General features: G+C 54.2%; 20 protein-coding genes, 1 tRNA gene and 1 other RNA gene. 14 read left to right on the top strand and 8 right to left on the bottom strand.

Going from position 1 to position 24692, the window contains the following annotated elements:
- Positions 1–50: 50 nt before the first annotated feature.
- The 3 genes from ilvD to PHF39_RS00410 form a co-directional block, all read right to left on the bottom strand.
- A complete protein-coding gene (gene ilvD / locus PHF39_RS00420; RefSeq protein WP_300218959.1) occupies positions 51–1694 on the bottom strand; it encodes a dihydroxy-acid dehydratase in 1644 nt (547 codons plus the stop codon).
- Between the two features lie 83 nt (positions 1695–1777).
- Positions 1778–3106 (bottom strand): cobyrinate a,c-diamide synthase, encoded by a 1329-nt coding sequence (locus PHF39_RS00415; RefSeq protein ID WP_300218956.1) that lies wholly within the window; start codon positions 3104–3106, stop codon positions 1778–1780.
- A gap of 167 nt (positions 3107–3273) precedes the next feature.
- Positions 3274–4572 carry an S-layer protein gene (locus PHF39_RS00410; RefSeq protein ID WP_300218953.1) on the bottom strand — a complete coding sequence of 433 codons (1299 nt, stop codon included), beginning with the start codon at positions 4570–4572 and terminating at the stop codon, positions 3274–3276.
- Between the two features lie 981 nt (positions 4573–5553).
- Between PHF39_RS00410 and PHF39_RS00405 the strand changes: the two genes are divergently transcribed.
- Both PHF39_RS00405 and PHF39_RS00400 read left to right on the top strand, forming a co-directional pair.
- Complete coding sequence (locus PHF39_RS00405; RefSeq protein ID WP_300218951.1) at positions 5554–6333, top strand: hypothetical protein; 780 nt, start codon at positions 5554–5556, stop codon at positions 6331–6333.
- A 111-nt stretch (positions 6334–6444) separates the two neighbouring features.
- Positions 6445–6516, top strand: a tRNA-Arg gene (locus PHF39_RS00400).
- A 78-nt stretch (positions 6517–6594) separates the two neighbouring features.
- Here the strand turns inward: PHF39_RS00400 and PHF39_RS00395 are convergent.
- From PHF39_RS00395 to PHF39_RS00385, 3 genes are read right to left on the bottom strand one after another with little or no spacing between them, the layout of a single operon-like run.
- Entirely contained in the window at positions 6595–7389 is a 795-nt protein-coding gene (locus tag PHF39_RS00395) for an energy-coupling factor transporter transmembrane component T (RefSeq protein ID WP_300218949.1), read from the bottom strand.
- Between the two features lie 2 nt (positions 7390–7391).
- Positions 7392–8819, bottom strand: coding sequence for an energy-coupling factor transporter ATPase (locus PHF39_RS00390; protein WP_300218947.1), 1428 nt, complete (start codon positions 8817–8819; stop codon positions 7392–7394).
- Positions 8816–9349: a tryptophan transporter gene (locus tag PHF39_RS00385; protein WP_300218945.1), complete on the bottom strand. Its 534-nt coding sequence runs from the start codon at positions 9347–9349 to the stop codon at positions 8816–8818. The genes PHF39_RS00390 and PHF39_RS00385 overlap by 4 nt, the downstream gene beginning before the upstream one ends.
- Before the next feature lie 227 nt (positions 9350–9576).
- Between PHF39_RS00385 and PHF39_RS00380 the strand changes: the two genes are divergently transcribed.
- Entirely contained in the window at positions 9577–10809 is a 1233-nt protein-coding gene (locus PHF39_RS00380; protein ID WP_300218942.1) for an NADP-dependent malic enzyme, read from the top strand.
- A gap of 140 nt (positions 10810–10949) precedes the next feature.
- Positions 10950–12380, top strand: coding sequence for an aldehyde dehydrogenase family protein (locus PHF39_RS00375; RefSeq protein WP_300218939.1), 1431 nt, complete (start codon positions 10950–10952; stop codon positions 12378–12380).
- A 9-nt stretch (positions 12381–12389) separates the two neighbouring features.
- On the opposite strand, the gene PHF39_RS00370 is transcribed toward PHF39_RS00375, so the two are convergent.
- Together PHF39_RS00370 and rnpB are read right to left on the bottom strand one after the other, a co-directional pair.
- Positions 12390–13454 carry a hypothetical protein gene (locus PHF39_RS00370; protein WP_300218936.1) on the bottom strand — a complete coding sequence of 355 codons (1065 nt, stop codon included), beginning with the start codon at positions 13452–13454 and terminating at the stop codon, positions 12390–12392.
- 131 nt (positions 13455–13585) lie between these two features.
- Positions 13586–13923, bottom strand: an RNA gene (gene rnpB / locus PHF39_RS00365) — RNase P RNA component.
- Between the two features lie 135 nt (positions 13924–14058).
- Here rnpB and PHF39_RS00360 point away from each other — a divergent pair.
- From PHF39_RS00360 to PHF39_RS00315, 10 genes are all read left to right on the top strand, one after another.
- Positions 14059–14622 carry a TIGR00296 family protein gene (locus PHF39_RS00360; RefSeq protein ID WP_300218934.1) on the top strand — a complete coding sequence of 188 codons (564 nt, stop codon included), beginning with the start codon at positions 14059–14061 and terminating at the stop codon, positions 14620–14622.
- Between the two features lie 54 nt (positions 14623–14676).
- Positions 14677–16131, top strand: a complete 1455-nt coding sequence (gene tgtA, locus PHF39_RS00355) for a tRNA guanosine(15) transglycosylase TgtA (RefSeq protein WP_300218932.1) — start codon at positions 14677–14679, stop codon at positions 16129–16131.
- Positions 16118–17752, top strand: a complete 1635-nt coding sequence (gene arcS, locus PHF39_RS00350) for an archaeosine synthase subunit alpha (RefSeq protein ID WP_300218930.1) — start codon at positions 16118–16120, stop codon at positions 17750–17752. Before tgtA ends, arcS begins: the two co-directional genes overlap by 14 nt.
- An 87-nt stretch (positions 17753–17839) precedes the next feature.
- A complete protein-coding gene (locus PHF39_RS00345; protein ID WP_300218927.1) occupies positions 17840–19009 on the top strand; it encodes a Re/Si-specific NAD(P)(+) transhydrogenase subunit alpha in 1170 nt (389 codons plus the stop codon).
- Positions 19006–19317 (top strand): NAD(P) transhydrogenase subunit alpha, encoded by a 312-nt coding sequence (locus PHF39_RS00340; protein ID WP_300218924.1) that lies wholly within the window; start codon positions 19006–19008, stop codon positions 19315–19317. Before PHF39_RS00345 ends, PHF39_RS00340 begins: the two co-directional genes overlap by 4 nt.
- Position 19318: 1 nt before the next feature.
- Complete coding sequence (locus PHF39_RS00335) at positions 19319–20704, top strand: NAD(P)(+) transhydrogenase (Re/Si-specific) subunit beta (RefSeq protein ID WP_300218921.1); 1386 nt, start codon at positions 19319–19321, stop codon at positions 20702–20704.
- Between the two features lie 216 nt (positions 20705–20920).
- Positions 20921–21556, top strand: a complete 636-nt coding sequence (locus tag PHF39_RS00330; RefSeq protein WP_300218919.1) for a vWA domain-containing protein — start codon at positions 20921–20923, stop codon at positions 21554–21556.
- A gap of 7 nt (positions 21557–21563) precedes the next feature.
- Positions 21564–22478: a PP2C family serine/threonine-protein phosphatase gene (locus PHF39_RS00325; RefSeq protein WP_300218917.1), complete on the top strand. Its 915-nt coding sequence runs from the start codon at positions 21564–21566 to the stop codon at positions 22476–22478.
- Complete coding sequence (locus tag PHF39_RS00320) at positions 22478–23830, top strand: protein kinase (RefSeq protein ID WP_300218916.1); 1353 nt, start codon at positions 22478–22480, stop codon at positions 23828–23830. Before PHF39_RS00325 ends, PHF39_RS00320 begins: the two co-directional genes overlap by 1 nt.
- Positions 23827–24687 carry a HEAT repeat domain-containing protein gene (locus PHF39_RS00315; protein ID WP_300218913.1) on the top strand — a complete coding sequence of 287 codons (861 nt, stop codon included), beginning with the start codon at positions 23827–23829 and terminating at the stop codon, positions 24685–24687. Before PHF39_RS00320 ends, PHF39_RS00315 begins: the two co-directional genes overlap by 4 nt.
- Positions 24688–24692 lie beyond the last annotated feature (5 nt).

The raw sequence follows: 24692 nt of genomic DNA, 5'->3' as shown, positions 1-24692 counted from the left end.
ATCCAGAGCGAAGAAATTCGGCAGGAGGGAAAGGAGCGTTAAAAAAAGGATCAGCGCTGGACAGCGCCAAGATTGGCCTGCTCAACGGTCTTTGCGTATCTCGCAAGTACACCCGTCAGGTTCTTTGTGACGGGTTTCCATGCACTCTTCCGCTTTTTGAGTTCCTGTGCCGATACTTTGAGATCGATTGTCTTTTTGTGAAGGTCGACGGCGATGACATCCCCGTCTTTTACCAGCGCAATCGGACCGCCAATCGCGGCTTCCGGTGCAACATGGCCGATACAGGGACCGCGGGTGCCGCCGGAGAACCTCCCGTCAGTAATGAGCACGACCTTTTTGAACCCGAGCCCCATCATCGCGGATGTGGGCGAGAGCATCTCCGGCATTCCCGGTGCACCGCGGGGGCCTTCGTACCGGATCACGACAACGTCCCCTTCCCGGATCTTCCTTCCCAGGATTGCTTTCATGGCTGGACTTTCCCCATCAAAGACGCGGGCCGGACCGGTATGCTTCCACATCTCTTTGGGAACAGCAGCGCTCTTTACTACAGCCCCGTCAGGCGCAAGCGAACCGGAAAGGATCCGGAGTCCGCCTTCTGCATTGACAGGGTTTTTCACCGGCCGGATCACTTCGCTGTCCCTCACGACTGCCGACTTTGCAATTTCAAGGACTTTCCTGCCGGAGACCGTGGGAGTATTGTCAAGGACCTTTTCCAGCTGTTTCATAACCGCCGGGATCCCGCCGGACCGGTGCAGGGTTTGCATCGAGTGCGGGCCTGAAGGCTGCATGTAGCAGATATGGGGAATCTTCTCCGCAAGTTCTGAAAAATCATCAAGGGAAAGCGGAATTCCGGCCTCGGTAGCGATTGCCATGAAGTGAAGGACCGTGTTGGTGGAACCTCCAAGCGCCATATCAACCCGTATGGCATTCCGGAGGCTTTTTCTCGTGATGATATTGCGGGGAAGGACCTGTTTTTTCACGAGCGGGATAATTGCCTCTCCGGTCTCACGGGCGATCCGGAGTTTTCCGGCATCGACCGCGGGTGTTGCCGCACATCCGGGGAGTGACATCCCCATAGCTTCAGTCATGCAGGCCATAGTGTTCGCGGTGTAGAGTCCCTGGCAGGAGCCGCACCCCGGCATAGCGCAGCACTCGAGCTCGCCAAGAGCTTTCTCGGTCATGGATCCCGCGGCGACTTTTCCCACGCCTTCGAAGATATCAATGAGAGAGAGCTCCTTTCCGTCCTGGAAGCCGGAGAGCATGGCCCCGCCGGTCAGGACAACTGTCGGGATATTGCACCGGACTGCCGCCATCAGCATACCGGGCACGATCTTGTCGCAGGTACCGACACAGACGAGGCCGTCAAAACAATGGGCCTGAACCATCAGCTCGATCGAGTCAGCGATGTTCTCACGCGACGGAAGGGAATACCGCATTCCTTCGTGACCCATTGCGATACCATCGCAGATACCGATTGTGCCAAACTCAAAAGGTACGCCCCCGGCAGCAGCGATACCCTCTTTAACCTTCCCGGTCAGCTGGTTGAGGTGGACATGACCGGGCACGATCGTGTTATATGCATTAGCGATTCCGATGAACGGGAGTCCCATCTCGCGATCGGTCACCCCAAGCGAGCGGAGAAGCGCCCGGTTTGGTGCCCGCTCATATCCTTTCTTTGCATTATCACTGCGCATAAAAAACCAGACTACCTGTGAAAAAAGATTCGTGCTTCTGAATGATTATCCCTTGTGTCTGCGTGCGATGTGGTGCAGGAATGTCAGGTACGCGAGAAGGAAACTGCTGCATCAACAAAGCACCGGGCGAATTCCGGAGAGAAATATGCATGGGTGTACTGTCCCAGGGCATTCAGGGACACGAGCCCGTCCCTGCCATTAAAAATTCCCTTTCCCCGGGAGAGCGTGATGGTGAACCGCGCATCACGATCGGGATCGAGCTGGGAATAATGAAATTCATGTCCGGTAATGGTTTGGCCGGGGGTGAGAAATCCCGCGCCTTTGGAAGTTATTGTGCCTTTTGTGTACCCGAGAGCCTGGACACGTTTTGTCATGGTTGCTGAAGCCGGGAGGATCCCGGTCATACGGTGATTTGCTTCTCCTAAAACATCCCGCGCAAGATACATCAGTCCTCCACATTCACCAAGGATGGGCAGGTTATCTCCAGCTGCTTTTTTGAGTTCCATTGTACAGGAAGCCGATGCAAGATTGGGAAGAAACAACTCAGGATACCCGCCACCAATATAGACTGCGTCTACGGATGGCAGGTGATCTGTAAGCGCGGAGAAAAAGACGAGTTCAGCACCGGAACGTTCCAGCAGGTCGAGGTTGTCACGGTAGTAGAAGCAGAAGGCCTTGTCATATGCAATGCCGATCCGTGACCCGGGTGCAACTTTGATATCGGCATGTGCCGTAGCGGGAAGGGGAGGAGCGGCGCGTGCTGCCAATATGATCGCATCAAGATTGCAATGTTCAGCGATCAGGGCTGCAATTTCACGGTGGGGCGCGGGCTCATGGCCCATGACCAGCCCGAGGTGACGGCTCTTTACGGCAATTTCATCACTCCGTGGGAGCCACCCCAGCGCGGGGAGTGCAAGAAACGGCTCTATCATCGCCCGGTGACGCGGGCTGCCGGTGCGGTTGACAATCACTCCGGCAATCGAAACGGTTGGATCAAATTCCCGGAAACCACGGATAAGGGCATGGATACTCCGTGACATCCCTTTTGCATCGACAACAAGGATGACCGGGGCCTGGAGGATTCTGGCTACGTGTGCGGTGCTGGCAAGGTCTGTTCCGTCGACCCCGTCAAACATCCCCATTACTCCTTCAATGATCGCCACATCGGACGTTTCCGATGCACGGAGGAACGTATCACGGCACCCGGTTTCTCCCATCATGAATGGATCGAGGTTGCGGGATTCCCTGCCGCAGATCCGGGAATGGTGGCTTGGATCGATGAAGTCAGGGCCGACCTTGAAAGGCTGGACACGGTACCCTTTTGCGACAAGGGCTCCCATAAGCCCGCCAGCCACGGTTGTCTTCCCGCACCCGCTGTGCGTACCGGCAATAACGATACGGGGAATTGTCATGAGGGCTTTTCCGTTCTTCCTGGTGAAATGATCATGATTACCTGCCTGTTTATGGTATGAGTTCCCCATATCACCAGATCTTATTTGAGTTCCGGCTGAATGGTATCGTTATCATATTCTGGCAGTATCGCAGATAAAAGTGTATTTGAGAAAAAAAGGCTTATTGATTATTCCTTTTTCCTCCTGTAATAGAGTACCAGGTAGGCAATGCCGATAATTGCAGCGGCTACTATCGACAGGTAGATGGGATTTGTCAGGATAATGGCAAGTCCTTCCGGTGAAGTTACGTTTACTGTGACTTTCATAGGATCCGAGATGTGAGTATTATCAAGAGCATCCCGGTACCGGATCTCGGAATCAAGACCATACTCTTTTATCGTCGCGGTACGGTCCACGCCCAGCTGGAAGGCTACGACTCTCGATTCATTGGGCGGAAGTTCGCCGATATAAGCGATATCTGAAACGCTGGTGAACGGATCTACAGCACTTATCCTTGCCTGTGCACTGTAAACCGGACTCTCACCGGTGTTTTTGTATTCAACGGTGATCTCCTTCTTGTTCCCCGGGTGCATTTCAGCCGGTGGTGAGACAATGGCAAATTTTACCTTTCCGCCAACAGGAACACCGATGGTTTTTTCCCGGGCCGATACACTGTCCCCTTCATCATTCTGGTATATGACACCAACACCCATTGGGTAGGATTGCGATTCCGCCCGGTCCGAGACCGATACCTTGTATTGGACAGTTGCTGTGCTCCCGACGGGGAAATCTCCTATATAGACGCTATCGTCAACCGGAACAACCGGGCTTTCTCCATTACGGGTAAGAATCACAATGGCCTGCGAACCGTGCGCCGTGCCGGAATTTTTTATCTTCAGGTTGATGTATCCCTCAGCCCCTGCCGTTATATGTTCAGGCTCGGCAGAGATTACCTCAATTGCCAGTTCCGGTTTAATCGTGACAGGGATACCCAGAGTAATCTCTTTTGACTGGTAGGAATATTCCATTGCCGCATCATTGTACTGATTCGCATAAGAGAGGTAAGAATAATTCAGCGTAAGAGGAAGAATGAACGTTCCGCCTTTCGCATTCTCCTGGATCTTAATCGTGTATCGTGCGATGGTGGATGATGATTCTGCAAGGTCGCCAAGCATTACCGGATCGGTTTTTATCGTAAGTGGAGCATCGCCGGGCGACAGCGATGCTGTGAGGAATTTCGCAGTTGTCGGCAAATCGTCCCGGTCCGTAATCCCCGACTGGACAAGTTTATCTTCGCTCTGCCCGGTGTTCTGGACTGTGATGCTAATCTGTACTTCTGAATTAGGTGTGAACTCATTGGTTCCTGATACCGATGCTGAAAGATTTGGGCTGCCGGAAAGATACAATGTGCCGCCCATTACCGGCGTGACAAAAATTGCAGCCATGACGAACAGCACAAGGATAATGATTCTTTTAATTACTGCCATAGAAACCTACCATGAACCTCTCATAACATGATGTATGCGGATATTCCCGAAGAAAATTTCTTAAATTGTAATTCTTTCTATATCTAATGATAATCAACCGTAAAATAAATTATGGGGATTCAGTACTTACCTAATTATTCCTCCATGAATCCTGGCAGTATACGCTACCTGCCAAAAACCTGAATGAAAAGTTACACCATTCTTACTATCATGATGGATATCCAATAAAATTTTAATCACTCCCTCATACTCTGCTTGTTTTTTTTCTTGCAACACTTGATTGCAATTTCCGGGCAATCACGCCGGAGACTTGAAATTTTTGTAGCATGTACATACATTTTGTAGGATAATTATCCGATTGTAGTCTCTATAACTAACACCTTATGATCGCGATTGAAAATTTTTTAGCAGAGTCTGCTTGAAAAAAAAGTGAACTGAAAAGACCTTAATCCAAACACTTTATGCGAAACATATGAGTCTGTAAATCTTTGTCCATTCATAGTGGAATGTCAGTAACTGACATCACCTCAAATCCACTTTAACCTTCAAAGAACCGGAATTCATCATCATCGATCCGGGAACACGTAGAAAACTGACCTGGAATATCGATCAGAGGGACCCCGGATATTCCCGGGCAGGAATAAAATGATGATCAACAGGTACTCGATTATTATAGTTTTGAAGGAGGTTTTAGCATTCATCCTGTTTTTTTGCCGCAGAGTGACAATATCCGGTGCCCACTGTCTCGTGATATCTTACACCTTTTTTTTAGATCGGGCTAAATATTAGAGAAGTACAGATGTTGTGTCCATAATCGAAACGATACGTTTTCAACAAACGGATTTTGATTGACATTATCATTTTCTTGACGAATATAACAATTGCAAAATTATCTGGAACCATTTTTTGGAACCGGTTCCTGAAAGTCTCGGATTCCTCTCTGAAAAAAATATAAATCAGTAATTGCAGTAATCAATAATAATGACAAAACGAAGATTAATTCACTTAAGTCTTTTTGTAATTGCACTTGTCATTCTTGCTGGCTGTGTCGCACCTCCGAAAGAAACCTCAACAGCAGGTTCATCAAACACAAACAGCAATTCTGGTGCACCCCCGGTTGCTGCAACAACACTTCCTCCAACAGCCACTTCTGGATCAGTCTATGTAACTCTGGTCACTCCGACACCTGCTGCCACGACCACAATGGAATCTCAGGGATATAGTGAAATTGTCACCCAGACTATTCCTCCTGAAGACCGTAGTTGCAGGATCTTTACACATACCCAGACATTCACTTATAACGGGACTGCTTTTACCTTTGACCTGAAAAATCCCCCGATGTATATCACCTACAAAGTGACACCATCAGAAATAGAGGTGCGGAAGGTGAGAACCCACAGTACCAATAAAACCGAATATCTTCTCGAATACGATACGTTTGATCCCCTTTCCTTTATGGAAATTACCGTAAAAAATAAGGAAACCGGGGAAGTCTACCTTCAGGATGGATTTGGTACAGATTATACGCAATACACGACCCGTACCTTAAAAGTCCTCAACAGTGCAGACATGTATATCGAAATTAAGGGAAATCGGATTAAAGGCACTATCGAAGTCTGGGTGAAACCCGTGGGTAATTTCGCTGATCCGGACTCAATGAAATTTGATAACTGTACGTACTGGAGCCAGACTACACGGGACAATCTCCCCATAGCATTGGAAACAAGCACCCCCACTCCAACCTGGACATTTAAAAAATAAACATTCAAATCCAATTTTTAGATACTGGCTTTTTCTGGCTGATTATCTCTGATGAGAGTGACATATATAAGCGATAACAGCAATTTTAGTAAGGCAGGCGCATAACCTCGCGTCCCGGTGGGGTAGTGGATATCCTAGAAGCCTGCGGAGCTTTTGACCCGGGTTCAAGTCCCGGCCGGGGCGTATCTTTTTCTAAAGCAAATCTTTTCCTAAAGGTCTCATTAACAATGCTTTTACAAAAAAGAGAATTGGATTATATCCCTATACCATCTGCCCGATGAACAATGCGATAAATCCGCAACCTACGAATGCAAGAATACCCATAACCGCATAATCCCGGGAGAATAAAATCCGTTCGCGGACATGGGTCCTTTTTCCCATCCGGTATCCCCGCATGTCAATCGTAAGACCAAGGACATTTGAGCGGAGAAGGGCATTGGAGACAAGCGGGATGACAATCGGTGCAACGCTCCGGACTTTTCCTGTGATACCTGTTCCGGGATTGAATCCCCGGGCCAGCTGTGCTTCATGAATCCGTTGTCCCTCGATCTGGAGCGTCGGGATAAACCGAAGCGCGATGATGAACATCAGGATATAGTCGATGGGAAGCCCGACTTTCTCCATGGCATGGATAATATCGCGGGGCTGGGTCGAGATCAGGAAGAGCTGGAACGCAAAGATGAGGATCATGAACCGTAGCGTAAGCACTATCCCAATCATAAGCCCGCCGCTCGTGATCGGTATAAAACCCCCGATGACCGGAATCCCTGCCGGAATAACATATCCCAGGGTCTCACCGCCGGGCATTGTGATGACCGTGATGAGGATGAAGATGACACTCATCACCAGGATCAGTTTGAGCTGCTGGAGAGATTCGCGGAGCAATTTACCGCAGGCAGCAAATCCAAGCATGGCAACGACCATGAAGACAAGGAACGGGATGCTTGTCGCAATGATCGCCATGAGCGAGACAATGATGATAAAGAAGATCTTGGAATAGGGATGGAGCTGGTGCAGGAATGCATCCTTGTGTACGTACTGGAGGATCTCCGCCACGGTCACGCACCTCGTGTATCTGATACGATTTTCCCGTTCTCCATGAGTATGACGCGGTCGGCACAGTGCTGTGCGATCTCTTTGTTGTGGGTAATGATGAGGATGGTATGCCCTTTCTCCTGGAGGTCTTTTAACATATCAATGACCACACTCGCTTCGTTCCCGTCAAGCCCGGTAGTGGGCTCGTCCAGTACGATGACACCCGGTTGCATGGCAACCACACAGGCAATCGCGAGGCGCTGGCGCTCCCCACGCGAGAGCCACCGTGGATAAAGATCCGCCGAACTGGAGAGTCCCGCATCCCGGAGCGCGGCATCGATGACCGTGTCAGCGTTTTCAATACCCAGGTTGTTGACGCCATACGCGATCTCGTCCCTGACCGAATCTGCAAAGAACATGTGGTCCGGGTTCTGGAAGACAAGGCCGACGTCATGGGCGAGCATAGCAATACTGCATTCGCGGGTATTCTTCCCATTGACGATAACATCCCCGCTTGTCGGTGTCAGGAGACGGTTGAAGTGCTTGACAAGCGTTGTCTTTCCGGATCCGTTCTCACCAACGATTGCAACGAATTCACCTCGCCGGATTGTGAGGCTGATACCGCAAAGGGCTTCGACATCGCCATACGAGTGATGGAGATTTTGTACGGAAATGATAGGTGTGTCCGCCTGTGGTGGTGGCACGGTTCTCCGGATGGTCGAGAAGTCGGGCATCACCATGGCGCGGATCCGTTCATCACTCAGGACATGTTCGGGCGTTCCGGTGCTCGTTACCGCCCCGGCTTCCATGATGACAAGAGTATCCACGATGTCCCTGAAATGGTTAAACTTGTGTTCCACGAGAAGGATGGTCTTGCCCTGTTGCTTGAGATCGGAGAGGATGGCTGCAATCCTTTTCGTTGCGTACTCGTCGAGCTCTGATGTCGGTTCATCGAGAATAAGGATATCGTTTCCCAGCGCGAGCGTTGCTGCGAGGGCAACACGCTGTTTCTGGCCGCCGGAGAGATGATGCGGGGACCTGTCCCGGAGGTTTTCCAGGTAGGTGGTCTTCATGATCGCGGCAAGCCTTTCCTCGATAACAGATGCGGGTAAACCACGGTGCTCCAGGGCTGACAGGATCTCCTCTTCAACGGTCGTGAAGATCATCTGGGCTTCAGGATCGTCAAAGACAACCCCCACGTTCTGCGCGAGATCCGAGAGAGTCGTGTATTCCGCCACGTCTTTCCCGTCAACAATCACGGAACCCTCCTTCTTCCCGCCATACTCATGGTGAAGAATCCCGGACGCTGCAAGGCAGAGCGATGTTTTACCGGCTCCGGAGGGCCCGGTCACCATAACGCATCGACCTTTTTCGAGAGAGAGAGAAACACGGTGCAGGGCCGGTTGCACCGTGTGGGGATATGTGTACGTGATGTTTGTTAAGTCGATCATTCCTGTCCTCTAAGAAGCACCCTGCTGGAAGGGATGTAGAGGAACTGGACCACGATTGCATTAAAGACTGCCGTTATGACCACGATCGGCACGAACACGGCAACAAAGGCCATGATGTCTCCCCCGTATTTGGGGCTGGAGAGCACGCTTGCGCCGACAAACATCATTGCTATCGCGGCAAAGGAGAAGCCGCTTGCCAGGGTTGTAAGGAACGTAGTGACGGTTGGGGCGAGTTTCGTCCGTTCCCGGAGGGCTGCATAGATGACGAAGCAGACCAGTGCACCGATTGGCTCGCTGATGATATTCGCCGGAGGGAACATTGAACTCGAGATCACCATCGAGAGGACACCTGCAACAAGACCGATTCCGAGCGCTTCGAGAATCTTCGGCCGTATCAGGATGATCGCAAGACAGTAAAACGCGATGATCATGTTCGGTGTCAGGGGAGTGTGGAGCATCGCAAGGAAATACCGGAGGATGGCCCCGATAGCGAGCAGGATGCCCACGATTGCAATATCTTTTGACTTCATGATTAGCACAACCATATTCCAGGTAACAAGGAAGACGGGCCGCAGAGAAAGGGCCGCGCAATGAATTTTGTATACCTTGATGTATACATTTGTTCATTTGTGTATTAAATATTGCTTTCTGGAAGCACCGCTTTATTATCCCGGCATAGTATTATTCGGGGGTAACCCGTTTCGACCGCTATATTCATGACCAACGCCATCACTGTCACGTACAGTGAGACTCCTGCATGCCCTTCTCGCCCGGCAGTGATTCCCTGTACAGGGAATCCCTCGTCCTTCATGAAAAACACCGTGGGAAACTGGCCATCCGGCCAAAGGTACTCTTAAAAACACGGCATGACCTGTCCCTGGCCTACACTCCCGGTGTCGCTGAAGTCAGCCGGGAAATACTCCGTAACCGGGACATGGCATACGAATATACCCTGAAGGCAAATACCATCGCCATTGTTACGGATGGTTCGGCGGTCCTCGGGTTGGGAAATATCGGGGGATATGCAGCAATCCCGGTGATGGAGGGAAAAGCGATCCTGTTCAAGGAATTCGCAGGTGTGGATGCTTTCCCGATCTGCTTTGAAAGTTACGAGACGGATTTTGTAGACAAGGTTAAGAATATCGCACCGGTCTTCGGCGGCATCAACCTTGAGGACATTGCTGCTCCGAAATGCTTTGAGGTTGAAGATGCTCTCCAGGACATCGGGATCCCGGTCATGCACGATGACCAGCACGGAACAGCAATTGTCGTCCTTGCTGCACTCATCAATGCCTGTAAGGTAACAGGAAAAAACTACAGCGATCTCACTATCGTTATCAGCGGAGCCGGTGCGGCCGGTTACGCTATTACGAGAATGTTGAAATGCATCGGCTACAGCCCGGATGTCTGTACCCGGGTTAACGAGATCATTGTCTGTGATACGAAAGGGATGATATTCCGGGGCAGGGAAGGGCTCTATGGAAACAAGTATAAATTCATCATCTCGGAAGAGACCAACAGGGTCGCGCTCAAGGGCACTCTTGCCGATGCATTGTGCGGAGCAGATGTGTTCATCGGAGTCTCTGCTCCGGGTCTTGTGACACAGGACATGATCAAATCAATGAACAAAAATCCCATTGTCTTTGCTATGGCAAATCCCGTTCCGGAGATCATGCCGGATGCTGCAAAAGAGGCCGGAGCAGCGGTTATCGGCACTGGGAGGAGTGACTTTCCCAACCAGATCAACAATGTGCTGGCGTTCCCCGGAATATTCCGGGGTGCGCTGGATGCCCGGGCCACAAGGATTACCGATGAGATGAAGATCGCGGCCGCACATGCTATTGCCGGATGCATCCGACAACCGCGCCCGGATTGTATCCTTCCCAGTATCCTTGATAAGAGCGTGACAAGACGAGTGGCCAAAGCAGTGGCCAATGCTGCTGTCAAATCCGGGTGCAGCCGTTCCGTGCCATCATCCGGGCACCAGTAATTCCCGGTCATTTCCGGCTATCGAATTACCATCTTCTGCCGGATGGTTCTTGAACCTGACAGATGGGATTTTTAGGGCGCAATCGCAAAGTAAACCAGTACTACGGGACTGCTAATGTTCCGGAAAGGATGCGATAACAGATGCTGATGCGGGTTGGCGGGGCTGGTGCAGGAACGGATGAAAACAAATGGATACCCGTGATTAATCCTGCCACAGGAGATGAGATCGACCGTGTACCGGCCGGGACAAAGGACGATCTCGAACGCGCAGTGACCGCTGCGGATACGGCATTTTCCTCATGGAAGAGAAAAACGCAGCGCGAACGGGGGATGGTCCTTTTTCGTGCTGCCGGGATTGTGCGGGAGCGGCACAAGGATCTGGCCCGTCTCCTTACTACGGAACAGGGAAAACCCCTAAAGGAATCCATTGACGAGATTCGGGGATTTGCTAATATCCTTGAATTTTATGCCGGGATCTCCGCAGCCCAGAAAGGGGAACTGGTCCGGCTGGGTGCCACAGGAGATGCCATAATCACCCGTGAACCGATGGGAATCTGCGCTGCCATCATTCCCTGGAACATGCCAGCCCTTATCATGGGCTGGAAGATCGGTCCCGCGCTGCTAGCGGGAAATACCCTTTTACTCAAACCTGCATCCACCGCTCCCCTGACTGCGCTCCGTCTTACCGAGATCCTCGATGAAGCAGGATTACCTCCCGGGACCCTGAACACCGTCACCGGGGTGGGTGAGACAATTGGAGAAGCCATGGCAGGACACCCGGCAATAAAAAAACTCTCCTTTACGGGGAGTTGTGCAACTGGACAACGGATCCGTGAACTTGCTGCCGGAAGTCTCAAGGAGCTTACGCTCGAACTCGGGGGTTCCGACCCGATGATTGTTATGCCCGATGCTGACATCGACAAAGCTGTTGACGGGGCAATCAGGGGGAGGTTCTATAATGCAGGGCAGACCTGCACTGCAGTAAAACGTCTCTTTGTCCATGAGTCAATCGCCGCAGAATTCTCCCGCAGGCTGAAACAGAAGACAGAGTCACTAAAACTAGGGAATGGTCTTGATGCCGGTACGGACATGGGTCCGCTCAACAGTGCTATCCAGCGCGAGCGTATCGAAAAACTCATTGACAGGGTCCGGGATACGGGACAGGGAACGGTACTTACCGGGGGAACAAGGCCCGGGGGAGCAGAGTATTCACAGGGATTTTTCTACCGGCCCACAGTAGTATCTGATGTGGAGAAGACCAGCGGGCTCATGACCGGTGAAGTATTCGGACCAGTCCTTCCTGTCATGCCGGTACCTGACCTGGACGCTGCGATAACAGAGGCAAACCGGACTGCATATGGTCTTGGGGCATCGATCTGGACAAGCAGTCTTCCTGCGGTAAAACGCGCTTTCGACGAGATCCACGCAGGCATTATCTGGGTGAACCGGCACCTTACCATTCCCCCGGAAATCCCGTTCGGCGGGATGAACGAGAGTGGTTTTGGACGGGAAAATGGTCTCCATGCACTGGACAATTACTCCCGCACGAAGACCCTGCTGCTCGGGTGGTAACGTCCCCTGTTATCGTCTCCTGCTGATCTGGAGCATCATACCGGCAACAAGACCCGTGAGAATTATCCACAAGGGCACTGCGGTATGAGTTGTTGCAGGTTCGACACTCCTTACCGCAGGAGTAGTTGCGATGGCAGAGGGAATCTTGGTTTCTGATAGTGTTGTGCCTGGTGTATCAACCGGCACTGTCGGAACCGGAGTTGCTGCAAGGAGATCGAAGGTGGTCGAGCCTTTCACATCCTGTAAGATCCCCTCAACAGTAACGATATATTCATCCGGTCTGAATGTCGCAGAGTCGATGGCAAACGACCACTGGTTTTTCCCACCGGTTCCTGCAGTCACTTCAACAACATCGCTTGCCCCGGAATATGCTCCGGACTGGCTCTTTTTCGTGGGGGAAAACGAGGAAGAATAGACATCTACCTGAAGTTTGTCCCCGGCTGCAAGGTTTGTCGTGCCGGAGATCATGAATTTCTCCCCGACAACATGGTCGCCAACCGGATTGACAAATGCATTTGGCGGATTGATGAAAAATGATGCCGTGGCAAAGGTATCATCGACATTCTGGCTGCCAATTGCCCGCATGAGCGCTGACGCCGCATCCGGGCCCTGGAGGCTGCTGGCGCTGGTCAGCTGGAAGATAACTGTCCCGCTGGTGCCCCCTCTGCCGGGCTGCATCTGGCGGTTGATCACCTGTCCTGTTGCGGCAGAGTAGACAATATCAAACTGCCCGTTCATCATGGGGTGCTGCACAATCACAAGGTACTGGCCGGGAGCAAAATTCTGTGTCTCCGTTGAGGTAATCTCGTAGGTATAGGTATTGTCGCTTTTGACTTGCACGGTGGTGATCCTCACCATGTTATTACCGATGAGCCAGACCTGGAGACCGTTTTGCGGGTGACCGGTCGCTACGCCGTTAATATACACGGGATCACCTTTGGATATTATTGTGGAACCGGAGGATGCACCGGGAGTCAGGGTGACGGCCGTAACAGGCAGGATCAGTAAAACGAAAATGACAAGGGCAAGTGAACAACGCATGACAGATCGTCCCGGGATAATGGGAATACTCATGATGGAATCCTCCTACCGTACTCTGGGAATGCCGGTTTAATATCCTGTTGCAGGTATCCCCAAGGGGTTATGATCCACGGATGTTGAAAACCAGTCGCAGTATCTAATGTAAAGGATCCAGCAGGAAAAGTGAGTGGGAGGAGTAAGCCTCCTTCTGTTCAAAGCGGCATTCAGCTCTGCGTCATACCCGGACGGATACCGGACGATCCATCTGTCCTGTTCTGACTTGCACCCGCAGGGATTCGCCGTTTCACCGTATCCTGCCCGTGAACGCTCAGCGGGTTACTCGCATGGAGACCATGCTTCTCGCCCTTAGGCTCAACCGCATCATGACTGTTGGCAGGCCGTGTCGTTTCTGTGCCATTGCCGTGACTCTCGCCACCCGTACTTGCGTACGGCTGCGTGCCCGGTGGGTGGGGGGACTTTCCTCAGCAACATTGCTGTCACCGTCAGCCGCTCTCTCCCTCTCATTATTCTATAGGTCGTGAAAGATAATAAGGACAATGCCGCGCACCATATTCAGGCAAGGTTGCCCCCAATATTCATCCGATACATTGGTATACAAGGTTCACTCCAGTCTGACACACAGAAGAAGGAACCTGCCATGGAACTGCTCACCAATGATGAGGGGCTCATGGCGATCCGCTCTGCACGCGGCGCCGTTGAGTATGTGTGCGCAAAAAAACCGAAACCGCTACTGAAACTCACACCGGTATTCGAGGAAAAACGCGGCGTTTTTGTCACCCTGACCAAAAAAGGACAGCTCCGCGGGTGCATCGGTCTACCCTACCCGATAATGCCGCTTGGGGATGCAATCGAACACGCTGCGATTGCAGCAGCAACAGAAGATCCCCGCTTTCCTCCGGTCGGAAAACCCGAACTGCCGGAAATTGCCGTTGAGGTAACGATCCTGACAATCCCCGTTTCGCTTCCCGGGGAACCCGAAAAACGACCGGATGCCATTGTTGTCGGAAAACACGGGCTGATCATCCGGGGAATGCGCACAAGCGGGCTCCTTCTCCCCCAGGTGGCAACAGAATACGGGTGGGATGCCGCGACATTTCTCGAACATACCTGCATGAAGGCAGGTCTCCCCAACCGGTGCTGGACCTATCCTTCGGTAGAAGTCCTCACCTTCGAGGGCCAGATCTTCACCGAGAAACAGTGAGGGCAACCGTTTAACATACAAGAACACGCATGTACAAGGCGATCAGGGTGCATAATGGCCATTGCATTTGAGAGCCTGTACAGCGATATTGCCGGGCGGATCGGCAAACTGACGGTTGGTAAAAAGACGATCCGGACTCCCGCTCTTCTCCCGGTCATTAACCCCCACCTCCAGCTCGTGACCCCGAAGGAGATGGCGTCCATGGGAGTCGAGGCCCTCATCACGAATGCCTATATTTTTTCCCAGAGCAGACAATTCCGAGAACGGGCCCTTGCTGAAGGGCTTCATTCGGTCCTTGACTTTAGTGGCGTTATTATGACCGACTCCGGGTCCTTCCAGCTCTCGGTTTATGGTGAAGTATCCATCACCAACACAGAAACACTTTCCTTCCAGCGCGATATCGGAAGCGACATCTGGGTTCCCCTCGATATCCCTACATCTCCAACAGCGGACCGTGACACGACAGCGCGCGATCTTGCCATCACGCTCCAGCGACTTGCCGAGGCTAAAGAGGTCTTTGGCCCCGATGCACCCCTTGCCGGGCCGGTCCAGGGTGGGACATTTGAGGATCTCCGTGAAAAGTCTGCACGCGAGGTGATGGACCTCGGCTTCCCGTTCTGCCCTGTTGGTGCCGTTGTCCCGCTCATGGAATCATACCGGTATCGCGATCTCGTCCGGGTTGTCATGGCATCAAAACGCGCCCTCTCCCCATCCGCTTGTGTCCATCTCTTTGGTGCCGGTCATCCCTCGATGTTTGCCCTTGCAACGGCAATGGGATGCGATCTCTTCGATTCGGCCGCGTACGCGCTCTATGCAAAGGACGGCCGATACCTAACCGCTCATGGCTCATACCGGATCGAGGACCTTGTCGATCTCCCCTGTGCCTGTAGTGTCTGCCGGTCTCATTCTGCTGAAGAACTCCGGGCCGCCCCGGACCGGGAGCGCCTTCTCGCGCTCCATAACCTGTATGTTACGCTTGCCGAGATCTCCCGGGTCCGGCAGGCGATTGTTGATGGGACACTCTGGGAACTTGTTGATGAACGGTGCCGGAGCCACCCGCGCCTGCTTGACGGGTACCGCGAACTTCTCTCCCATGCCCCAACGCTTGCCGGCCATGACCGGGTATCCAAACGGCGGTTTTTTTACCGCGGCGATGAGAGCTGCCTCCGCACCGAAGTGATCCGATACCAGCAGCAGCTGGCCCGGCTTCCGCTGGGGCAAAAGGTACTGGTTGTCCTGGATGGCAAACCTTCGGAAGGTTATGATGACACGCTTTTCTTCCGGCCCCCGTTTGGTCCCTACCCGGTGGAGCTGAAAGAGACGTTCCCCATCGGCCCCTGCGAGATCCCGGAATGGGATGCGGCCATGGTACGCAAGGGATGCCAGGGTATCCGGATACTTGCTGACACGCATCCCGGAAGCAGGATTGTGCTTGCATGCAGCTCCCGCTGGGAAGGGATCGTCCGGCAGGAACTTTCCGGCATGGAGATTACCGATGACGAAGTTTGATATCCGGAGAAGGGACGGTCTTGCCCGCACCGGGGTTCTCGATACCGGCACAACCTCCATTAACCTCCCGGCAGCAGCGGAGACAGAGACCATCTTCCCTGCACTGGTCACGCCCACATCTGTCAACATGCCTCTTGCCGCACCGGCAAACCTTGCAGAAGAATTCCCCCCCGCCATTCCCGGGGGGCCGGTCATCATTCATCCCGCATTGAAGAATACGGCACAGAGCGGGGACTGTGTTCTCGTGACAAACTGGCATACCTCATTTGCCAATCCCCGTAACTACGTGAACTGGCTGGTCTCTCTCAAGGAGAAGACCCCGGCCGATACCGCATGGTATGGCCCTGCGGCAGCCCTTCCGTCAACCGCAGCCATCCTCTGCTACTCGGGTTTCGACCTCTTCGATTACACCGCCGTGGACCTCCGCTCCGCACAGGGGATCTTCTGTACCCCGGAAGGAGAGTTCCCCGCCACTGCGCTGGGTGACGGCATCTGCACCTGTCCCGGTTGCAGGGCTGGTGACCTGCGGGAGCACAACCGCCAAGCCCTCCGTCAGGAACTTGCCCTCATCACCCGGTTCATCCGGCAGGCACAACTGCGCGATCTGGTCGAGTCCCGCTGCCGCATGGATGCAAACCAGGTCGCGATCCTCCGCCACCTGGACCGTCACTATGCGTTCATGGAGGCAGCCCAGCCAATTGCCCGGGCTGTGATCATGCGGGCCAACTCAGGCGAATCAATGCAGCGCGCTGAAGTGCAGCGCTTTGCCGAACGGGTCCTGACCCGCTACATCCCGCCAGAGAAGTGCGATGTGGCAGTGCTCCTGCCCTGCTCGGCAAAAAAACCCTACTCGCTTTCGCAGAGTCACCGGAGGTTCCAGGCAGCAATCGGCGGGCGGGCGCACGAGCTGATCATCACATCGCCGCTCGGGCTGGTTCCCCGCGAGCTCGAATGCATCTACCCTGCCGGGCACTACGATGTCCCGGTCACCGGGTACTGGGACGCCGAGGAATGTGCTGTTTTATCCAATATCCTGGCCCGCTATTTCGCAAAATTCCCGTACCGGCGGATCATTGCACACCTCGATGGCGGCGCTCTCCAGGTTGCCCGCCAGGCAGCTGAAGCCTGCGGTATCACGCTTGAATATTCCTGTGCCGGTGACCCGGCGGGGCCTGCCGCGCTCAATGCGCTTGACGCAGCCCTTGCCGGAGAACGGCGGATCAGGGATGACCGCCTGCATGGTATGCTTTCATACCAGTTCGGGGCCGATGTTGTAACAAAGGGCATTGTTGCGCGAGGCCGGTTTCCCGAACTCTTTTACAGCAGGGGCAATACCCAGCTCTTCTCCATCGATACCGGCACCGGTCTCATCCGCCCGACATTCGACGGCTGGGCGCTCCTCCCGGAATGTTACCGCGTTACCATCGATGATTTTATCCCGGAAGGTGACGTCCTCGTTCCCGGGGTTACCGGCGCTGATCCGGCTATCCGGGAGGGGGACGAGGTCCTTGTTACCGGAAAGCGCGCCCTTGCAACCGGCCGTGCAGCACTTCCGGCGGGAGAGATGCACCGCTCGAAGCGCGGAGTAGCGGTCCGGGTGCGTAAGATAAAAAGACTGTAAAACCAACCAGTACGCTACATTGCGTATCATCGATGGAGTGAATTGATTGTCCTTAGTTGTGAAAAACAGTCAGGCCGGGTGGCTCTCGTGAGCGCTCCGTCCGGTTCAGGGGAAAGACCGGCCGTTATCGCTGTGGTAAAGGAATCGGCTGAAGGCGAATTGCGCGTTGCGACCGTTCCCGATGTTGTCCAGAAACTGGTCAGTTCCGGCCACCAGGTCAGGATTGAGCACAGCGCCGGCACAGGCGCCTTTTATCCTGACGAACTCTATACTGCAGCTGGTGCAACGATTGCAGCAAGCCGGGCGGATCTCTTAAAGGGCGCTGACATCGTTCTCTGTGTCCAGCCCCCGACTGTTGGCGATGTGGAGCAGGTTTCCGAAGGTTCTCTCCTTGTTGGGTTCATGAACCCTTCAGGAAATATCGATGCCATAAAAGCGATGCGCGACCGGAAGATCACCTCGTTTGCCCTTGAGCTGGTCCCGCGTATCACCCGCGCCCAGGGCATGGATGCCCTCAGCTCTCAGGCAACGGCCGGCGGATATTCCGCAGTGATACTGGGTGCAGGAAACTGCCCGAAATTCCTTCCCATGCTTACCACGGCTGCCGGGACGATCCGCCCGGCAACTGTACTCATCCTTGGTGCCGGTGTTGCCGGCCTGATGGCCATTGCCACGGCAAAGCGCCTTGGCGCCCTGGTTGAGGCCTATGATGTCCGGCGCGCAGCCGGAGAGCAGGTCCGCAGTCTCGGAGCAAAGTTCCTGGAACTTGAGATCAATGCCGAGGGTCAGGGAGGATATGCCCGCGAGCTCACCCCGGAAGAGAAAGCACTCGAGCAGGAGATGGTCTCCGCTGCTGTTGCCCGGGCAGATATCGTCATCACCACCGCGGCCATCCCCGGCCGGAAAGCTCCGGTCCTCATCACGAAAGAGACCGTTCTTCGGATGCGCCCCGGCGCGGTCATCGTGGATCTCGCAGCAGAGACCGGAGGAAACTGTGAACTGACCCAGGCAGGGAAAACAATCCAGGAGCACGGCGTCACTATCATCGGGCCAAGGAACCTCCCTGCCCGCGTGCCGTTCCACTCCAGCCAGATGTATGCAAAGAACCTCCAGGCATTTCTCGCGCTTCTTGTCAATAAAGAAGGCTCTCTCGTAAAAGACTACACGGACGAAATTCTTGTCGCAAGCCTGCTCACACATGCCGGCGAGGTATGCTTTGCTCCGGCTCGTAATATCATCGGGGGTGTAAAACCATGATCGAGATCAGTGCGTTCTGGACAGCCATCTATATCGCAATGCTTGCAGCGTTCACCGGGTACGTAGTCATCAGCCGGGTGCCGGTCATCCTGCACACGCCACTGATGAGCGGGTCGAACTTCATTCACGGTATCGTGCTGGTAGGCGCCATGGTGGCGCTCGGTCTTGCCACAACCCCGCTCGAACAGGTCATCGGCTTTGTCGCGGTGGTTCTCGGCGCTGCGAACGTCACCGGCGGATATGTCGTGACGGAACGGATCCTCCAGATGTTCGACAAGAGCGGCAGGAAGCCCGGAAAGGAGGCGTAAAATGACCGATCTCTCGTTTTTCATCGAACCGGTCTACATTGCCACGATCTTCTTCTTCATCGTGGGCCTCCAGCGCATGAGCCACCCGCTTACAGCACGGACCGGCATTGTCTGGGCCGGTGCCGCGATGTTCATTGCAACCATCGTGACATTCTTCATGCCCAACCTCACGAACCTTGCCCTCATCGCGATTGCCATTGTCATTGGAGGCGGGTTCGGGTATATTGCAGCCAAGAGGGTTGCCATGACCGACATGCCGCAGATGATTGCTCTCTATAATGGCATGGGCGGTGGCGCAGCAGCCTGCATCTCCGCGGTTGTGCTCCTCGGCACCCCGACAGAAGTCACCGGTTCCCTTGCAGTTGTCGGCGGCCTCATTGGTGCTGTCTCCTTCTCGGGCAGCATTATCGCCTTCTTAAAACTCCAGGGCTGGATGCCTGCCCGGGCCATCTCGTTTACCGGGCAGCAGGTCTTAAACCTTCTCATCTTCCTCCTTGCGGCGATCTCCGGGGCCTGCATCATCATCCAGCCGGCATTTATCCCGCTGGCAGTCTCCATGTACCTGCCGCTCTTCTTTGTCCTGGCACTCGGCTTCGGGCTCCTGATGACTCTTCCCATCGGTGGAGCGGATATGCCGGTAGTTATCTCGATGTACAATGCATTCACCGGCCTTGCGGTGGCACTGGACGGGTTCTCATTTGCATCCCCCAACTATGCCATGATCGTTGCCGGTGTCATTGTCGGGGCTGCCGGATCAATCCTGACTCTCCAGATGGCAAAAGCCATGAACCGTTCCCTGACAAATGTCTTCTTTGGGGCATTTGGTGCAAAGGACGAGAGCGGCGGGGAAGTGAAGGGCAGCATGAAGGCGATCGAGGCAGACGATGCCGCGATCCTCCTTGCCTATGCAACCAAAGTGATCATCGCGCCCGGCTATGGTATGGCCGTTGCGCAGGCCCAGCAGAAGGTCAAGGAACTCACGGACCTGCTGGGGAAGAAGGACATCACGGTCAAGTTCGCCATCCATCCTGTTGCAGGGCGGATGCCCGGGCATATGAATGTCCTGCTTGCCGAGGCCGGGGTTTCGTACGATCAGCTCTTTGACCGGGACGAGATCAATCCTGAGTTTCCGGCAACCGATGTCGTTCTTGTCATTGGTGCCAACGACACGGTCAACCCGGCAGCACACCGCCAGGGCAGCCCGCTCTTTGGTATGCCGGTCCTCGATGTCGAGCAGGCAAAGAACGTCATCGTGCTGAAACGCGGCCAGGGCAGGGGCTTTGCCGGGATCGAGAACGACCTGTTCTACCGGGACAATACCAAAATGCTTTATGGTGATGCACAGGAAACCGTCGGGAAACTCGTGCAGGCACTCAAGAAATTGTAACATTCCCAAAAACTCTTTTTTCCCTGTTTTCACGAACCGGACAGTACCGTGTCCGCCTTCAGCAAAAAGCCCGAAAACGGTGAACTTATATGGTTATCTGGCAGATTGAATGGTAAGCGAGGGGGTATTATCATAGACGATACAATTCCGATTCCCGATGGGCAGGTTGCCAAAAAGAAGCTGCACTTTTTCTGGCTCGCAGATTGTTCCGACTCTATGCGGGGCAAGAAGATAGCGACCCTGAACCAGGCGATCCGCGAGGCAATCCCTGAAGTCCAGAAGGCTGTTGCCGCGTATCCCCAGGTCGAGATCTTCATGCGGGCAATCAAATTCTCCGATGATGCTTCGTGGCATGTCGGCCCCGAAGCTGTCCCGCTCGAGGATTTTACCTGGCCCGAGCTTGAGACTTCCGGCCTGACCGCAACGGCAAAGGCAATCAACCTCCTCACCGGTGAACTCTCAATCGAACACATGCCCCGCCGGGGACTCCCCCCGGTCTGCATCCTTGTCTCCGATGGTTTCTGTACCGATCCCCGCGATGAATACGACAATGCCATTGCCGAACTCTCGAAAATCCCCTGGGGAGTAAAAGCGGTCCGGCTTGCTATTGCTATCGGTGACGAGTCTGATTATAATGAGCCCGAACTCTTAAAATTTGTCAACCAGGACCAGATCGGGCTCCTCAAAGCGCATTCGCCCGAGGAACTGGTCACCTATATCAAGTGGGCCTCTGTATCGGCATCGGTTGCCTCGTCACGGGGAAGGAGCCGCAGCACCGGTATGGACGACACCTCGAACGTATCCCTTGAATCGCCACCCCCGATGATAACCTCCAACACCGATTTATTCTAGATCGTTCATGCCCGAGCACCGACAGTTCCTCTGTGCATCCGATCCAACGCTTGGCTGGGCGTTCGGGTGCAGCCGTCGAGGGGCATCCCACCTCCGGCTCTCCCGTCCCTGCGAAGATGCTTATGCCATCTGCAGCGGTGCCTCGGGTGCGATTCCCTGGATCGCGGTAGCCATTGCTGACGGGCATGGCGATCCCCGGCATGACCAGAGCAGGACCGGAGCATCTCTCGGGGTACAGGCAGGCATGGATGAACTGACCAGTTTCCACCGGATGCATGTTCATACAATCCCTTCGCATATTCTCCGCTCGGAGTTCAAAGCGGATTTCCCAAGGAGAGTTACCCGCCGATGGAGGGAATATGTGCAGTCTGACGCGTCCGGCCGGGAGATAGCCGGCCCGGAAACGGATCCCTATGTCCGATATGGCTCTACCCTCATTGCATCCCTTATCGTTGCCGATACCATCCTCATCGGCCAGATCGGTGACGGGGATATTGTCCTTGTGCGACCAGACGGCTCCATTGAATGCCCCATTCCCATGGAGACCCGGCTCGTGGGAAAAGAGACCCACTCGCTCTCATCCCGCGATGCCCACCTTCTCTGGCGTACCGCAACCCTTGACCGGGGAGATGGCGGGGTCCTTATCGCTGCAACCGATGGCGTTTCAGATTCATTCGACACAACGGAAGGCGGGGAATTTTTTACCTTTATCAAAAGCCTCGTTGACCGGGTGAAAGAGTTTGGGATCGAAAGCGTTGCCGGCTCGATGGCAGGATGGCTTGACCGGTATTCCGAGCTCGCAAGCGGGGATGACATGACCATCGTCTTTGTCAGTATCAATCCCCATGAAACAGATTTATCCCGGTCTGAACAGGAACAGGATAAAGATGAGACTGTCCCCGGTCTCACGGAGTGCTGGTAATGCCTCTCGCAATCGGACAGCGCGTAAAAGCTGAACTTTCCGGCACGGAACTGCATGTACTCCGGAAACTTGGCGAGGGAACGCAGGGAGAAGTGTACCTTGTCGAAGGGCCACAGGGCTACCAGGCAGTGAAATGGTACAAGCCTGAACAGGCAACAGCCGAACAGCGATCGGCAATTCTCTATCTCGTCCGGACCGGCCCACCGTTCGGAGCAGCGGGCCGGCGGTTTATCTGGCCGCTGGACCTTGTCACACGGGAGGGATCGGGCCAGTTCGGGTACCTTATGGCACGGATCGACACACAGAAATTTGCGGAACTGGGCGAGGTCTGGGCACACCTCAAACCTGTCCCGAACTTTTCATCGCTGTCTGAAATCTCGTACCAGCTCGCAAACAGCTATCGTGCACTCCACCTCTCCGGTCATTGCTATCGCGATATCTCCGCAGGCAACCTCATGTTTGAGCCCGTCTCCGGCGATATCCTGATCTGCGATAATGACAATGTGGGAGTGAACCGCCAGTCCCGCTGCCAGGTCTGGGGTACGATGGAGTACATGGCACCCGAGATCATCCGTGGCGAGGCCGATCCCTCAACCCAGACCGATCTCCACTCACTTGCCATCCTCCTATTCTACCTCTGGGTGTGGCACCATCCGTTCCACGGTGAGATGGAATACCGTTTCCACTGCTGGGACATCCCGGCAAAGAAAAAAGTGTACGGGGAAACACCGATCTTTGTCTTCGACCCGGAAAACCCGGATAACCGCCTGCCCACAGATCCTGATTATGGGATTGCACGGGAACGCTGGAGCCTGTGTCCGACCGACCTGCAGGATATGTTCATCCGCGCATTTACTGACGGGCTGAAGGATCCCTCACGAAGGGTCACTGAAGGAGAATGGCAGAACCTCTTCTCCAGAATCAAGGACCGGATCATTTCCTGCCCGCGGTGCCGTGCCGAGAATTTTCTTGACTTGTCGGGCAATCCGGGTACCTGCTGGAACTGTAGTACCTCTCTTCCCCATCCCCCGTTTCTGGTTGTTCGTCGTCATTCCGCCGAAACATTCATCGCCCTCTCGAACGGCACCACACTCCGGCGAAGGCATGTCACCTTGTCACCGGCCAATGATGACGGGTCCGCAATCATTGGCATTGTTGTCCCCCACCCTGCTATTCCCGGCGCATCCGGAATCCGGAATGCTACAAGGGCGCCATGGAATGCTGAATTCCCTGATGGCAGCAAATCAGTTGTTCCCCCGGGCCGGGCCATACCGCTGAATCCCGGGGCCGCGATCATGATTGACGGAGTCACCATAACCATTACCGCACCAGACTCCATGGTGACACCATGAACGAAGAAGCAGCCCGCATCCTTCTTTCCCTTGTTTCCCGCCACGGGACATCCCTTGCGTTTGATCCGCTGCGGTGCGAAGCGCTGCTTCGCGACACCTGCCCGCGGTGCCGCCAGGAGATCTTCGTCCTGGTCAATGCCGTGCGCCAGCAAATTCCGGCCGACCTCCTCTCCCCCCGTCATTCGCTTCCCCCGGAACTGTTCCGGGGTTTCCTGAAAAAACGCCTGGAGGACGAACTGGCCTTTTCTGATGAGGCTGCACAATGGGCCGTGGATACCTGGGCAGCGGCACTCGGGGCCGGTACGGTTTCCGATACCAAGAAAAACAGCGCCCTGCAGGGTGCTTTGAAACGGATACCGGGAATCTCCTTTCCGGAGGATATGACAACCGGCAAGGTATGGGAACAACGTGCTGAATGGGCCCGGCAGTTAGAATCCGGCGATCCTGAAATCTGCTTTTCCGCAATTCACGCAATGGGGGATTCACCGGATACCGAAACAATTCGTCTCCTGATCATAGGATTGGAAAACCCTTTATGGAGGGTTAGGGAGGCAGCGTTTGATGCACTTGTTCACATGGGGGAACCTGCCGTGCCACCCCTGATCGAAGCGCTTGGGGACTCGCACGAACAGGTGGTCACCCGTGCCGTGCTTGTTCTTGGAGCACTCCGGGCGCAGGATGCTACGGAACCACTCATTGCCCTGCTCGAAACGGGCAGGGAGTGGATCACGGCAATCGTCTGGGCACTTGGCGAGATAGGGAACCGCCGGGCAATTACCCCCCTGACGAGATTTCTGAACAGCAGCAATCTGCAGGTTGCTTCTGAAGCCGAAGCAGCGTTAAAAAAATTCGGTTGAAGTAT

The sequence above is a fragment of the Methanoregula sp. genome (assembly GCF_028712425.1).
Classification (GTDB): domain Archaea; phylum Halobacteriota; class Methanomicrobia; order Methanomicrobiales; family Methanospirillaceae; genus Methanoregula.
The sequence above is the reverse complement of the archived record's forward strand: the minus strand, read 5'-3'. Positions and strand labels throughout refer to the sequence as shown.

Coding starts and splice junctions, on each gene's coding strand:
- PHF39_RS00390 (WP_300218947.1), bottom strand. CDS start 8,819: ATGATCGACTTAACAAACATCACGTACACATATCCCCACACGGTGCAA.
- PHF39_RS00315 (WP_300218913.1), top strand. CDS start 23,827: ATGAACGAAGAAGCAGCCCGCATCCTTCTTTCCCTTGTTTCCCGCCAC.
- PHF39_RS00325 (WP_300218917.1), top strand. CDS start 21,564: ATGCCCGAGCACCGACAGTTCCTCTGTGCATCCGATCCAACGCTTGGC.
- PHF39_RS00335 (WP_300218921.1), top strand. CDS start 19,319: ATGACCGATCTCTCGTTTTTCATCGAACCGGTCTACATTGCCACGATC.
- PHF39_RS00320 (WP_300218916.1), top strand. CDS start 22,478: ATGCCTCTCGCAATCGGACAGCGCGTAAAAGCTGAACTTTCCGGCACG.
- ilvD (WP_300218959.1), bottom strand. CDS start 1,694: ATGCGCAGTGATAATGCAAAGAAAGGATATGAGCGGGCACCAAACCGG.
- PHF39_RS00370 (WP_300218936.1), bottom strand. CDS start 13,454: ATGAGTATTCCCATTATCCCGGGACGATCTGTCATGCGTTGTTCACTT.
- PHF39_RS00375 (WP_300218939.1), top strand. CDS start 10,950: ATGCTGATGCGGGTTGGCGGGGCTGGTGCAGGAACGGATGAAAACAAA.
- PHF39_RS00410 (WP_300218953.1), bottom strand. CDS start 4,572: ATGGCAGTAATTAAAAGAATCATTATCCTTGTGCTGTTCGTCATGGCT.
- PHF39_RS00330 (WP_300218919.1), top strand. CDS start 20,921: ATGCGGGGCAAGAAGATAGCGACCCTGAACCAGGCGATCCGCGAGGCA.
- PHF39_RS00405 (WP_300218951.1), top strand. CDS start 5,554: ATGACAAAACGAAGATTAATTCACTTAAGTCTTTTTGTAATTGCACTT.
- tgtA (WP_300218932.1), top strand. CDS start 14,677: ATGGCCATTGCATTTGAGAGCCTGTACAGCGATATTGCCGGGCGGATC.
- PHF39_RS00415 (WP_300218956.1), bottom strand. CDS start 3,106: ATGACAATTCCCCGTATCGTTATTGCCGGTACGCACAGCGGGTGCGGG.
- PHF39_RS00360 (WP_300218934.1), top strand. CDS start 14,059: ATGGAACTGCTCACCAATGATGAGGGGCTCATGGCGATCCGCTCTGCA.
- PHF39_RS00380 (WP_300218942.1), top strand. CDS start 9,577: ATGCCCTTCTCGCCCGGCAGTGATTCCCTGTACAGGGAATCCCTCGTC.
- arcS (WP_300218930.1), top strand. CDS start 16,118: ATGACGAAGTTTGATATCCGGAGAAGGGACGGTCTTGCCCGCACCGGG.
- PHF39_RS00340 (WP_300218924.1), top strand. CDS start 19,006: ATGATCGAGATCAGTGCGTTCTGGACAGCCATCTATATCGCAATGCTT.
- PHF39_RS00385 (WP_300218945.1), bottom strand. CDS start 9,349: ATGAAGTCAAAAGATATTGCAATCGTGGGCATCCTGCTCGCTATCGGG.